8 protein-coding genes and 2 pseudogenes are annotated in these 12,793 nt (G+C 70.3%); 7 read left to right on the top strand and 3 right to left on the bottom strand.

The window, feature by feature from the left end; all coding sequences use genetic code 11:
- Positions 1-226 precede the first annotated feature (226 nt).
- Both ACIBEF_RS25600 and ACIBEF_RS25595 read left to right on the top strand, forming a co-directional pair.
- Positions 227-1,179, top strand: a pseudogene (locus tag ACIBEF_RS25600) (NUDIX hydrolase).
- Between the two features lie 345 nt (positions 1,180-1,524).
- Positions 1,525-2,475 carry a CDP-alcohol phosphatidyltransferase family protein gene (locus tag ACIBEF_RS25595; protein ID WP_396795669.1) on the top strand — a complete coding sequence of 317 codons (951 nt, stop codon included), beginning with the start codon at positions 1,525-1,527 and terminating at the stop codon, positions 2,473-2,475.
- Between the two features lie 57 nt (positions 2,476-2,532).
- Here ACIBEF_RS25595 and ACIBEF_RS25590 read toward each other — a convergent pair whose 3' ends face one another.
- From ACIBEF_RS25590 to ACIBEF_RS25580, 3 genes and pseudogenes are all read right to left on the bottom strand, one after another.
- Entirely contained in the window at positions 2,533-3,786 is a 1,254-nt protein-coding gene (locus tag ACIBEF_RS25590; RefSeq protein WP_396795668.1) for a phosphatidylserine decarboxylase, read from the bottom strand.
- Between the two features lie 607 nt (positions 3,787-4,393).
- Positions 4,394-4,615 (bottom strand): annotated as a pseudogene (locus ACIBEF_RS25585) (hypothetical protein); the annotation flags it as partial.
- Positions 4,612-6,405, bottom strand: a complete 1,794-nt coding sequence (locus ACIBEF_RS25580; RefSeq protein ID WP_396795667.1) for a PspC domain-containing protein — start codon at positions 6,403-6,405, stop codon at positions 4,612-4,614. The pseudogene ACIBEF_RS25585 and the gene ACIBEF_RS25580, both read right to left, overlap by 4 nt.
- 182 nt (positions 6,406-6,587) lie before the next feature.
- Between ACIBEF_RS25580 and ACIBEF_RS25575 the strand changes: the two genes are divergently transcribed.
- The 5 genes from ACIBEF_RS25575 to ACIBEF_RS25555 all read left to right on the top strand — a co-directional run bounded on the left by ACIBEF_RS25575 (position 6,588) and on the right by ACIBEF_RS25555 (position 12,772).
- Positions 6,588-7,826 carry a PspC domain-containing protein gene (locus ACIBEF_RS25575; protein ID WP_396795665.1) on the top strand — a complete coding sequence of 413 codons (1,239 nt, stop codon included), beginning with the start codon at positions 6,588-6,590 and terminating at the stop codon, positions 7,824-7,826.
- A gap of 2 nt (positions 7,827-7,828) precedes the next feature.
- Positions 7,829-8,515: a response regulator transcription factor gene (locus ACIBEF_RS25570; protein ID WP_030337843.1), complete on the top strand. Its 687-nt coding sequence runs from the start codon at positions 7,829-7,831 to the stop codon at positions 8,513-8,515.
- Between the two features lie 580 nt (positions 8,516-9,095).
- Complete coding sequence (locus ACIBEF_RS25565; RefSeq protein ID WP_396795664.1) at positions 9,096-10,736, top strand: ABC transporter substrate-binding protein; 1,641 nt, start codon at positions 9,096-9,098, stop codon at positions 10,734-10,736.
- Positions 10,737-10,884: 148 nt separating this feature from the next.
- On the top strand, positions 10,885-11,811 hold the full coding sequence (locus ACIBEF_RS25560) for an ABC transporter permease (RefSeq protein WP_112638660.1): 927 nt from the start codon (positions 10,885-10,887) through the stop codon (positions 11,809-11,811).
- Positions 11,804-12,772, top strand: coding sequence for an ABC transporter permease (locus ACIBEF_RS25555; RefSeq protein ID WP_124860279.1), 969 nt, complete (start codon positions 11,804-11,806; stop codon positions 12,770-12,772). Before ACIBEF_RS25560 ends, ACIBEF_RS25555 begins: the two co-directional genes overlap by 8 nt.
- Positions 12,773-12,793 lie beyond the last annotated feature (21 nt).

Here is a 12,793-nt window from a genome sequence, read left to right as displayed (position 1 = left end):
ATGGAGTGACGCGGACCGGGTCGCATAACGGGCTTCGGGTTCTTCGCGGGGCTGATCGGTCGCCGTCAAGGGCCGGCTACCGAGGCCTGAACGCGCCGGTTCGCCGAGCTCTGTGTGCTTCCCGTGCGCTGCCGCGCATTGATCATGAAGTTATCGTCGGAACGCGAGTTGGACGACGGTAACTTGATGATCAACAGTTGCGGGTGCGAAGCGGGGGCGAGCGACGGTGCAATTCGCGCGGCGGGTCGGAGCGTACGGACTTTTGCGGGACTCGGGCCGGGTCCTGGTGGTTCGGGACGGGGCGGAGGGCGAGTTTCCCGGGGTCTGGCGGTTGCCCGGGGGTGCCGTCAGGCATGCCGAGGACCCGGAGCGCGCCGTGATCCGCCAGGTCGACGAGCAGGTCGGGTTGACGGTTGCGGTGACGCGACTACTCGCGGTGGTTGCCGATGTGGCCACTCTTGCGGAAGACGAGGCTTCGCTGCACACCGACCGGCTGCTGTTCGACCTCAGCACGCCCCACGACGCGCTGGCTGACGGCGCGGAGCGTGAGAGTGCGCGACCCGGGGGCGGGTCGCGCGGCGTCGGGGCTGGTCCGGTCGATCAGGCTTGCTGGCTTTCGCTGGCGGAGGTGGCGCAGTTGCCGCTGACCCCGTTCACCGCCGAGGCGCTCGGCCTGCCGGTCACCCCACTGCCGCCGGTAGCGCACCGGTCGCGGGACCTGTTGCCGCCGCAGAGCACCCCGACCGTCGGCTGCGCTTCGGGGCGTACGGGCTGGTCACCGACCCCGGTGGGCGGATCCTGCTCACCCAGATCGCGCAGGGCTACCCGGGGGCCGGTCTGTGGCATCTGCCTGGCGGGGGCACCGATCACGGCGAGCAGCCGACCACCGGGTTGCTGCGGGAGTTGATCGAGGAGGGCGGGCAGGTGGGCCGGGTCGTGGAGCTTCTCGGCGTCAACAACCTGCACAATCCAGCCGCCCTGGGCCCGGAGGGCCGACCTCTGGACTGGCATGGCGTACGGGTGATCTATCGGGTGCTGGTGGACGTACCTACCGACGCGGTGGTCACCGAGTCCGCCGGGGGGTCGACGGCGCGAGCGGGGTGGTTCACCCGCGAGGAGGCCACTGGCCTGCCGTTGAGCGACATCGCTGCCGTGGCAATCGGACAGAGTGGTCGATAGCACACCGCTCGGCGAGCCGAGTTGGTGACCCTCCGGTACAGTCAAAGGCGGGAATGATGGAGGAAAAGGGCGATGAGGCCCGGGATGGGAACAAGCGAGCGGTTCGAGCGGTTTAAGCCAGATACAAGTACCGCCGGCAGCTATCGCCAAGCCATGTTCCCCTATGCGATGGTGTACTCCGCAAAACGGCTGCCGGGCCATGCAAGGTCCGGCACGAGACAGCCGGACACCCGCCACTTGGCGGTCAGCAGATCCGGTGATGGAGGAAACGTGCCGAGAGCCCCATGGCGCCGGCGTCGTACTACTGACAGTCCGCGCCCCGCAGGGCGTCGCTGGGCGGGCCGGTTGCGCCGCAGCAGCACGTTCGCCCGCCAGGTGCTGTTGGTCCGGGTCGGTCGCCGTGACGGCGACCTGCACCCGACCGACCTGGCCCCGACCGAGCACCGGTACGCCGATCGGCAGCGCCGTCGCTACGGCCTGGACCGGCTCAGCCGGCCGACACTGGGCGTGGACCCGACACTGGGCCTGGACCGAGCCGACGTCGAAGCGGTCATGCCGGTCAGCCCGGCGATGCCGCCGATGACGCAGACCGACGAGGCCCACACGATCCCGCTGCTCCCCGGCGAGCGCACCATGGCGCGCCGGATGAAGTTCGGCCTGGTCAACGCCTGCACGCTGGCCAGCCTGATGCTCGGCATGCTGGCCATCTTCCTGGCCATGCAGGGCGAGGTGCGCATCGCGGCGCTCTGCCTGATCGCGTGCGTCGGCTTCGACGGTCTGGACGGCGCGCTGGCCCGACGGCTCGGGGTGGCCAGCCCGTTCGGCGCGCAGATGGACTCGCTGGCCGACATGTGCTCGTTCGGTCTCGCCGCGCCGGTAGTGGTCTACGCCTCGCTCGCCGGTTCCGTCTCCACGGCGGCGGCGGCAGTGGCGTGCGCCCTGGTCGCGGCATGCGCCGCGATTCGACTGGCCCGCTTCAACGTCTCGCCGAAGGACGGCAGGTTCTTCTGCGGGGTGCCCACCACCATGGCGGCTGCGGTCCTCGCGGTGACAGTGGCGATCGGCCTGCCGGTGCCCGGTGCCGTGCTGGTCGCCGGTGTGGCGCTGCTGGCCTTCGCGATGGTGTCGAGCTTCCCGTACGCCAAGCTCGCCCGCCTGGTGAAGCTACCGCCGTGGCTCTGGCTGGCCCCGGTGATCGGCGCGCTGGTCGACATTCGGCTCACGTTCGCCCTGATCGTGGTGGGCTACCTGGTCAGCGGGCCGGTTCTCTGGCTGCGGCAACGTCGTACCGTCTGATCTGAACAGACAGAACGGGGCGCCGCGGTCAGCGGCGCCCCGTTCTTCGTCTCCGGGTCAGCGCCAGCGGGCGATGACCGTGGACCCGCCGACCACCTTGTCGCCCGGCCCGACCAGCGGGTCGGCGGCCTCGGCGGGCAGGTAGACGTCGGTCCGGGAGCCGAACCGGATCAGCCCGAAGCGCTCGCCCTTGGCCAGCAGCGCGCCGATCGGCGCGCGCTGCACGATCCGGCGGGCGATCAGGCCGGTCCGCTGCGCGACCACCACGGTGCCGCGAGCGGTGTCCAGCACGGTGTACGCGGCCACGTTGTGCTCGGCGTCCGGCTTCATCGCGTTGACGAAGCCGCCGTCGGCCACGAAGTAGTCCACCACCTTGCCGGCGACCGGAGCGCGGTTGACGTGCACGTCCAGCACCGACAGGAAGACCGCGATCCGTAGCCACTCGCCGTCGCCGAAGCGCTCGTCGTGCAGCCGCTGCACCGACAGGACCTTTCCGTCCGCGCTGGCGACCACGGCGCTCGGGTCCTCCGGCACGTCCCGTTCGGGGTCCCGGAAGAACGCGGCGACCGGCCCGGCGGCCAGGGCCGGCAGCAGCCACAGCTTGGACGACGGACGCGCCACCCGGGCCAGCGCCGCGAGGCCCAGCGCGATGCCCGCCGCTGCCACGCCGTTGGAGTCGATGTGCATGCCCCGGGTCACCGGCACGCTCGACGGCCGGTACGCGGGGGCCAGGCTGTCGGCAGCGGCCGGGCTGGCCGGGGTGAACCGTAGTCGGTAGACCCGCACCGGTGGCGAGTTGCGCAGCACCAGATCGGCGCCGACGCCGTAGAGGGCGTCCTGTCGGGCGAGCTCGGCGGCGGCACCCTCGGTCCGGCCGGGGGTGGCGACGGTCGCCACGCTCAGCACCGCCCCGTCGGTCAGGTACTTGACCAACCCCTCGACGCCGCTGCGGGTGGCCTCGGCGGTGCCGGTGAACGCCTCAGCGGCGATGACGACCTCGGCGGCCTCGGCCTCGGCCAGCGAGTCGACGACGCGCACCCGGTCGGCCACCCAGCGACCCTGGGCTGTGACGTGCTCGCTGAGCGCGGCAGCGCCGAACGGCTCGGCGGGCACCACGGTGAGCCGGTCACCGGGGAGCAGCGCATCGACCGCTGCGGCCAGCACCGCGGAGTCCGGGGTCACCCCGACCAGCAGGGCGGCCTTGGGGTCGTTGATCCGGGCCAGCTCGGCGACGAGGGTACGGGCGGCTCGCTCGCCGATGCGGACCGGACCGGACCGGCCGGTGGTACGCACGGCGGGGGACTGGGTCATGTCGGGCGGGCTCCTGACGGGGGTAGAGACGGGAATCGCGGCGGGACCGCCATGGGCGGGACGGGCCGGCCGGCGGAGGCGAGATCTCCACCAGCCAGCATATGCGTCCGTCCGCGCCGGCCGCACCGCCGTGGGGATGCGGTGGACCGACGCGGACGGCCGTCCGAGGTCAGGCGTGCCTGCGCGGACCCTGGTGCTCGTCACCCGGCTGGTCGCCGGTGGCCCCGACCGGTTGGTCGGACCGGGTCGGCTGGTCCCCCTCGGACGAGGCCGGGCGGGCGAGGTTCCCGATGGTCGGCTCGTCGTCTCCGTTGTCGGGTCGGCCGGGGATGGGCTCGGTCGACGGCTCCGACGGCGGATGTGCCAGCCAGGCCGGGTGGATCACGTCGGCGCTCGGCACGTCCTGCGCCCGCACCTCGGTCGTCGGCGTCTCCAACGTCGGGTCCGAGATGAGCGTCGGGTCCGAGGAGGGAGAGTCCCAGGTGGACCGTTCGGCTTCCCAGACCGGCAGGGCCGCACCGGACGTCGACGTGGCGGCATCGGAGACAGGTGCGCCGGAGACGGGTCCGCCGGAGACGGATGCGCCGGGGACGGGCGCGACCGCCTCGGTGGCGCCGGCCTCGGCAATCGGTCCCGGCTGATTCGGTCGACTCGAGCGCAGCGCGCCGACCAGCCCGAAGACCCCGATCAGGATGAGTGCGCCGGCCAGGAACCAGCCGACCGGCGGCAGTGCGAGCCCGAGCAGTTGGGCGAGCAACCACCAGGCTGACAGCGCCAGGAACACGAGCCCGAAGGCGAACGACACCAGATCCGTGCGGTGAGCCTTCACCGGGTCACCTCCAGGTTGCCGGCATTGACATGGATGTAGAGGCGCAGGGTCCCGCCGCCGGGCCCGTCCGCGCCGACGTCGGTGGATTCCCGCAGGCGGCCGTCCAGCCCGCCGGAGCGGTTGCCGAAGATGGTGGCGTCACCCGCGTTGACGTCGGCCACTGTGGTGACGTCCACGTTCGGCGGCACGACCACGGTCGCCTGGCCGAAGTTGACGGCCACCGTCACCTGGCTGTCCCGTTTCGCGAAGTCGATGCCGCGCAGGTCGAGCACGGCGTCACCGAAGCTGTTCTCGTAGCGGTCGGCCAGGTCGCGGTAGTCGGTGGGCGCCCAGGTCACCGCGCCGTCGACCCCCCGGATCCGGTCGTAGGACTCGGCGACGGTCGCCGTGCCCAGCGCCGCGGCGGTCACCAGACCGAGTGCGATGAGCCAGCGCGCCCGCCCGAACCATGTGCCGACCAGCAGGCCCAGCCCGATCGTGGCCAGCGCTGCCGCGAAGTACGCCGAGGCGCTGATCGCGAAGACGTCGAGCAGGTCGAGCAGGGCGACCAGACCGAGTACCAGGAAGATCAGCGAGAAGGTCACCGCGCCGAGCGGCGACCGCTCCTTGGGGCGCTTCGGCGGCTTCGGTGGCTTGGTCGGCGGAGGCGGGGCCGGGGTCGGCGAAGCGTACGGACCGTGCGGCGCGAACGGGGGGCGGTAACCGGAGGGCGGCGGGGCGGTCGGATAGCCGGCCGGGGCAGCGGGTGTGCTGCTCACCGGTGCCGACGGCCACCCGGCGCTGGGCATGGCGGTGCTCGGCCAGCCGGGCTGGGCAGCCGCCGCGCCGGCCGGTTGCCCGGACACCGGGCCGACCCCGGACACCGGCTGCGTCGCGCTGGTCGGCGACGCGTCGTAGGCAGGGATGGTGACGGTGGGCGCCGCCCCCGTCGTCGCTGTGGCGTACTCCGGACCGGTGCTGAACATCGGCGGCGTCGCCGCCGGAGCGGTCGACGGGGCCACGCCGTACGACGGTGCGGGCCAGGCCACCGGTGGGACGACCGGACCGGCCGGGTTGCCGGACGGTGCGCCGGGCGGCGGACCACCCGGGGCGCCGGGCCGTGGGTTGCGGCCGTCCCGGTTGAGCAGGAGCGCGCCGGCGACCAGGATGGCCGCGCCGAGCAGCACCGCGCGGAAGGCGTCGGTGACGATGTACGCGAAGCTGGCCGCGACCAGGATGCCCAGGACGATCACCGTCACCGGGGACATGCTGGAGCGACCGCGACCGAGCATGGACTCGACGGGGGACGCGGTGTCGCCCTCGTTCGGGATGATCAGCCAGGCGGCGACGTACACCAGGATGCCGATGCCCCCGAAGAACCCGAGAACCGCGAGCAGCACCCGCCAGAGCACCGGGTCGGTGTTGGTGGCGCGGCCGATCGCCGCGCAGACACCGGCCAGGTACCGCCCCTCGCGCGGGCGGACCAGCCCGTACCGCGAGGTGAAGCCGGTGCCGCCCAACGGCGGTGGCGGTGCGGACGGACCGGGACCACCCGGCCCTGGCGGCGTGCCGCCCGGGCCGTAGCCGGTGCCCGCCGCGAACCCCGGGCCTGGGCCGTGGCCCGCCGTGGGCGGCGCCTGGCCGTCGGCTGGCTCGCCGGGCACGGTGCCGGCGGTCGCGTCGGTGCCGGCGTGCGGACCGAACGTGATGGGCTCGGTCCATTCGGCGGGCGTGGTGGTGGGCGGGGGCGGTGCTGAACCGCCCGGCTGTGCCGACCCCGGTCGGGGTGGCGGGGCAGCTTCCTCGGTCATGCTTCGATCCTGCTGCCCGGCCCACCCGAACGACCTCAGGACCCGACCCTGACCCCACCCTGAGATCCGGCGGCCGGAATGTCGGGGGCGTCCCCGTGGTCGCGGACGCCGCAGCGTGTGACGATCGAGTCACCGACCTCGACCTGTCCGCCACCGTGACCAGGGAGCCTCCGATCAGCACCATGACCTCGCCCCCGCGCCTGTACCGCGCCCCGGAGCACCGGATGGCCGCCGGCGTCGCCGCCGGTATCGCCGACCATCTCGGCATCTCGGTGCTGCGGGTGCGCGTCGCGTTCATGGTCCTGCTCGGGCTGAGCGGGCTCGGTCTGCTGCTCTACGCGGCCTTCTGGGCGGTGGTGCCGCTGCGTCCCGGTGACACCGCGGTGCCGCCCCGGCGGGACGTCGCCCAACTCCTGCCGTTCGTGGGGATCGGGCTCGGTGTCCTGTTGATCCAGGTGATGGTCTTCGACTCGGTCGGCGCGGCGGGCACCGCCGGTTGGTTGGTGGCCATCATCGCGGTCGGCGCCGGGGTCATCTGGCACCAGTCCGCGCCCGAGCGGCGGCGACAGTGGGGCGACGCGATGCCGGTGCCCTGGCTCGGCGCGGTCGTCGAGGAGAGCGACCGGCGGGCCTTCGTGCTGCGGTTCATCGGCGGCGGTGTCCTGGTCGCGGTCGGCATCATCGGCGTCGCGGCCGTCTACTCCCCGGCACAGAACTTCGACGCGGTGATCAATGGCGTCATCTTCGCGTTGGTCGGGTTGGCGGGCGTCGGCGTGGTCGCCGCGCCGGTGCTCTGGCGGACGTACAGCCAGCTCCGCTCGGAGCGCGAGGGGCGCATCCGCGAGCAGGAGCGGGCCGAGTTGGCCGCGATGGTGCACGACCAGGTGCTGCACACGTTGGCCCTGATCCAGCGCAACGCCGGCGACGTCAAGACGGTGCAGCGGCTGGCCCGAGGGCAGGAGCGTTCGCTGCGCAACTGGCTCTACAAGCCGACCGCTTCGCCGAGCGAGCGCTTCGCCGCCGCACTGGAGCAGGCCGCGGCCGAGGTGGAGGACACCTTCGCGATCAGCGTGGAGACGGTGGTGGTGGGGGACCGGGAGACCGACGAGAAGGTCGGGGCGCTGGTCGCGGCTGCGCGGGAGGCGTTGGTGAACGCCGCCCGGCACGCCGGTGTGCAGACCGTGTCGCTCTACGCGGAGGTGGAGCCGGATCAGGTAAGCGTCTTCGTCCGGGACCGTGGCAAGGGCTTCGACCCCGATACGGTGGAGGACCACCGGCACGGTGTCAGCGGCTCGATCATCGGGCGAATGAAGCGGCACGCCGGACGGGCCGAGATCCGGTCCGGCCCGGGGGAGGGGACCGAGGTCCGGTTGATCCTGCCGATCTCCCGGGACTCGTCCGCAGCGGAGAGGAACAGATGACCATGGCCGAGCAGTCGACCGAGCACCTCGACCCGGCGGATGCCCGCCCTGAGCGGCTGCGGGTGTTCCTGGTGGACGACCACGCCATGTTCCGTGCCGGGGTGCGCGCGGAGTTGGGCGCCCACGTCGAGGTGGTGGGCGAGGCGAGCACGGTGGCCGAGGCGGTCACCCGGATCGCCGCCGTCGGCCCGGACGTGGTGCTGCTCGACGTGCACATGCCCGACGGCGGCGGTCGCGCGGTGCTGGAGGCGATGCGGCGTACGCACCCGCAGGTCAAGTTCCTCGCGTTGAGCGTCTCCGACGCGGCGGAGGACGTGATCGGGCTGATCCGTGCCGGTGCCCGCGGGTACGTCACCAAGACCATCTCCCCGGACGAGCTGGCTGCCGCGATCCGGCGTGTGGCCGACGGGGATGCGGTGTTCAGCCCACGGCTGGCCGGGTTCGTGCTGGACGCCTTCGCGGCACGCCCGGACGCGCCGGTGGCCGACCCGGAGCTGGACCAGCTCACCAACCGTGAGCGGGAGGTGCTGCGGCTGCTGGCCCGGGGGTACGCGTACAAGGAGATCGCCAAGGAGCTGTTCATCTCCATCAAGACCGTGGAGACGCACGTGTCGAACGTGTTGCGCAAGCTTCAGATGTCGAATCGCTACGAGCTCTCCCGCTGGGCGGCGGACCGCCGGCTCGTGTGACGGCGCGTCGACACCGGCGAAGATCAGAGAAACCGCCGGCGCGCCCTCGTACGCCCAGCCGGTGATCGTGTCCGGGTAGCCCTACCGGCCCTCATCCGGACGGGTCGAAACATGAGTGGTGACGCACGTCCCATCGGGCTGGCTGGCCCTGCGCCGCGCGCACGGGCTGAGGCCGGGTTGCCGGGTGGGCGCAACGTATTTCCTGCTCAGTGCCGCCTGCGTCGACCGTTTTATGATCATTTTTCAAGTATCGGCAACGTGGCGGGCAACTAACGGCTTGATAACGGCACCTTCACGGAAGAGGCCAGTGGGTGTCACAGTGGCAGCACCTCACCATCGGTGTGTGGCACTCCGTACGCCCCACGACCACGATCTCGCCGATCTCGGCGGCCCGTGGCTGTGTCGATTGCGTCGTGTCACGCCTCGTTGGCGGGGGAGCCCGGCGGATCGGAACATCAGGGGTGTCCCCAACTTCCCTGTGGTCCCGGCGACCCGCGCCCCGGGGTGGTCGGGCGGTGTCACCCCCAAACGTGCGTGAAACCCACGACGGAACCTGGTTAGAAAGAGGAGGCCCCTCGGAATGAGAGTCTCGAAGCGGGCGACGAGCGCCATCGCGCTCAGCGCGGCTGCCGCGCTTGTCGCGAGCGGTTGCTCGAGCGGCGGCAGCGACGAAACTGCCGCCAGCGCGGATGGCTCGATCGTTGTTCACGGCGTCCAGCCGGAGAACCCGCTGGTCCCGTCGAACACCACGGAGACCGGTGGCGGCAAGATCATCGACTGGATGTGGACCGGCCTGGTCGAGTACCCGAACGACGGTGGGGCCCCGCGTAACGCGCTGGCGGAGTCCATCAACACCACGGACTCCAAGGTCTTCACGATCAAGATCAAGGCCGGTACCAAGTTCCACGACGGTACCGAGGTCAAGGCGAAGAACTTCGTCGACGCCTGGAACTGGGCCGCCTACTCGCCGAACGGCGCGCAGAACGGCACCTTCTTCGCGGACATCGCGGGCTTCGACCAGACCTACACCACGGACCCGGACGGTGCGGACGGCCCGAAGAAGGCCCCGACCCCGACGACCGACAAGCTGTCCGGCCTGAAGGTCATCGACGACCAGACCTTCGAGGTCACCCTGGCGGCGCCGACCGCGGTCTTCCCGACCAAGCTCGGCTACAGCGCCTTCATGCCGCTGCCGGACGTGTTCTTCACCATGAAGCCGGAAGAGTTCGGCAAGACCAAGCCGATCGGCAACGGCCCGGTGAAGTTCGTGTCCTGGGAGGACAACTCCCTCATCAAGCTGACGCGCTTCGACGACTACAACCTTCGCGACAAGATGAAGGTCAAGGACGTCGACGTCAAGCTGTACCAGGACGACAACGCCGCCTACGCCGATCTGCTGGCCAACAACCTCGACTTCATGGAGGTTGTCCCCACCTCGGCGCTCGCCGGTGACAAGTGGAAGACCGACCTCGGTGACCGGGGCCGCTCGACCGTCACGCCGTCGACCGCGTTCATCGCGTTCCCGATCTACGACAAGCGCTTCGCGAACCCGAAGCTGCGTCGTGCGGTGTCCCTCGCCGTCAACCGGCAGGAGATCTCGGACAAGATCTTCTTCGGCACCCGCAAGCCGGCCGACAGCTGGGCGAACCCGCTGACCCCGGGCGCCAAGCCGGGTAACTGCACCGCCTGCAAGTTCGACCCGGAGACGGCCAAGACGCTGCTCGCCGAGGCCGGTGGCTTCACCGGTGAGATGGTCTTCTACTACAACGCGGACTCCGCCCACAAGGACTGGATGGACGCCGTCGCGCAGCAGATCAAGACCAACCTCAACATCAACGCTCGGGCCGAGGGTGTGCCGACCTTCGCGGTGTTCCGCCAGAACATCAACGCCCACAAGATGACGGGCCCGTACCGCGCTGCCTGGCAGCAGGACTACCCGGACGTCGAGAACTGGGTCAACCCGCTCTTCGTCACCAACGGCTCCTCGAACGACGGCCTCTACAGCAACCCCGAGGTCGACGCCCTTGCCAAGCAGGCCAGCGGCGCTCCGAGCCTGGAGGCCTCGCACGAGGCGTTCGCCAAGGCGGTCGAGAAGGTCGACCAGGACGTTCCGAGCATCCCGGTCTACTTCTACGGTCAGCAGTCCGGCCACTCGGAGAAGATCAAGAAGCTCGAGCTGAACAACGTCGGCGAGATCGACATCACCTCGGTCGAGCTCTGATCCGAACGGTCTGACCCCGGGTCGGGCTCGCCACATCCGGTGAGCCCGACCCGGGGCCGTTCCGCGACTGGGTGTTACAACACTCCACTCGCACGTTGTCACCACCGTGTCGGCCGTCCGACGCGCCCCCTGTCTGGAGGACCACCCCATGGGCCGTTATCTGTTGAGACGGCTGCTCCAACTCGTGCCGGTCTTCATCGGTACGACGTTCCTGATCTACTGGCTCGTCTGGGCCGTTCCGGGCGATCCGTTCGCCGGTAAGTGCGGCGAGCGTCGCTGCCCGGACCAGTACATCGCCTTCATGACCGAGAAGTACCACCTCGACCAGAACGTCTTCGTGCAGTACGCGAACTACATGAAGAACCTGCTCCAGGGCGACTTCGGTCAGACGTTCTCGCAGCGCGAGATCAGCGACATCATCATGACTTCGTACCCGAACACCCTGAAGCTGGCCGTGGTGGCGCTCGCCATCGAGGCGATCATCGGCCTCGGTGCCGGCGTGCTGAGCGGTCTGCGGCGTAACGGCTTCCTGGACAACCTGGTCCTGGTCTCCACCCTGTTCCTGATCGCGCTGCCGGTCTTCGTGGTCGGCTTCGTGCTGCAGTGGCTGCTGGGTGTGCAGTGGGGCATCATCAAGCCGACCGTCTCCTCCGAGATGCGGTGGTCCGAGTTGATCGTGCCGGGCTTCGTGCTGGGCAGCGCGTCAGTGGCGTACATCGCCCGGGTCGCGAGAACGAGCATCGCGGAGAACCGTCGCGCGGACTACGTGCGTACCGCCATCGCCAAGGGCCTGCCCATGCGCCGGGTGGTCGGTGTGCACCTGCTGCGCAACTCGCTCATCCCGGTGGTGACCCTGCTCGGCACCGACCTCGGTGCCCTGATGGGTGGCGCGATCGTCACCGAGGGAATCTTCGGCATCAACGGAATCGGCCGTCAGGTCTTCCGAGCGATCATCACCAAGGAAAGCGCCACGGTGGTAGGCATCGTGGTCGTCCTGGTGCTGGTCTATCTCGTGATGAACCTGCTGGTTGACCTGCTCTACGCCGCCCTGGACCCGAGGATCCGTTATGAGTGACCCGAGTACCGCATCGATCGTCAGTACCCCTGGCGCACACCCCACCGACTCCGCCGCACCCGCCACCGCGGGCCAGCCGCAGAGCAACGAGAAGCCGCGTGGCCTGCTCGGCGACGCCTGGCGGGATCTGCGGCGCAAGCCGCTGTTCTGGATCTCGGCCACGCTGATCGTGATCTTCCTGTTGATGGCGGCCTTCCCGGCGCTGTTCGCACCGGGCGACGCGGTCAACGGCTCGCTGTCGCGCAGCCTCGACAAGCCGTCCGCCAATGGCTGGTTCGGCTACGACGTGCAGGGTCGCGACGTCTACGCCCGGGTCATCTACGGCGCACGGGCCTCCATCGTGGTCGCCGTGCTCTCCGTGCTGGGCACCCTGCTCATCGGCGGAACCATGGGCATCATTTCCGGTTACCGCGGTGGCTGGGTGGACGCGCTGCTCAGCCGGATCGCCGACGTCTTCTTCGGTCTGCCGTTCGTGCTCGGCGCGATCGTCATCCTGACCACCTTCAACGGATCGGGCGCCGGCAACAGCAAGGCCCAGATCATGGGCCTGGTGACCGCGTCACTGATCGTGCTGAGCTGGCCGGTCGTGATGCGGCTGATGCGTTCCTCGGTGCTCGCCACCAAGGAGGCCGACTACATCGTGGCGGCCCGCGCGCTGGGTGCCGGCACCGGCCGGATCATCCTCAAGCACCTGCTGCCGAACTGCCTGGCCCCGCTGCTGGTCTACGGCACGATCATGGTCGGCTCGTTCATCGGCGCCGAGGCCACCCTGTCGTTCCTGGGCGTCGGTCTGAAGTCGCCGGTGGTGTCCTGGGGCATCATGATCAGTGATGGGCAGAATTTTGTCCGGGTCGCGCCAGGGCTGGTGTTCTTCCCCGCCGCGTTCCTCGTCACCGCAGTGCTGAGCTTCGTGATGCTCGGTGAGTCGGTCCGCGAGGCCCTCGATCCGAAACTCCGCTAGGGGAGATCCAGTGTCCGACAT

Origin of the sequence: Micromonospora sp. NPDC050795 (assembly GCF_044456785.1) — a bacterium.
In the GTDB taxonomy this organism is placed as follows: Bacteria; Actinomycetota; Actinomycetes; order Mycobacteriales; family Micromonosporaceae; genus Micromonospora.
The sequence above is the reverse complement of the archived record's forward strand: the minus strand, read 5'-3'. Positions and strand labels throughout refer to the sequence as shown.

Excerpts from the sequence above, each read along its gene's own strand:
- ACIBEF_RS25560 (WP_112638660.1), top strand. The coding sequence starts at position 10,885 with ATGGGCCGTTATCTGTTGAGACGGCTGCTCCAACTCGTGCCGGTCTTC.
- ACIBEF_RS25575 (WP_396795665.1), top strand. The coding sequence starts at position 6,588 with ATGACCTCGCCCCCGCGCCTGTACCGCGCCCCGGAGCACCGGATGGCC.
- ACIBEF_RS25565 (WP_396795664.1), top strand. The coding sequence starts at position 9,096 with ATGAGAGTCTCGAAGCGGGCGACGAGCGCCATCGCGCTCAGCGCGGCT.
- ACIBEF_RS25590 (WP_396795668.1), bottom strand. The coding sequence starts at position 3,786 with ATGACCCAGTCCCCCGCCGTGCGTACCACCGGCCGGTCCGGTCCGGTC.
- ACIBEF_RS25555 (WP_124860279.1), top strand. The coding sequence starts at position 11,804 with ATGAGTGACCCGAGTACCGCATCGATCGTCAGTACCCCTGGCGCACAC.
- ACIBEF_RS25570 (WP_030337843.1), top strand. The coding sequence starts at position 7,829 with ATGGCCGAGCAGTCGACCGAGCACCTCGACCCGGCGGATGCCCGCCCT.
- ACIBEF_RS25580 (WP_396795667.1), bottom strand. The coding sequence starts at position 6,405 with ATGACCGAGGAAGCTGCCCCGCCACCCCGACCGGGGTCGGCACAGCCG.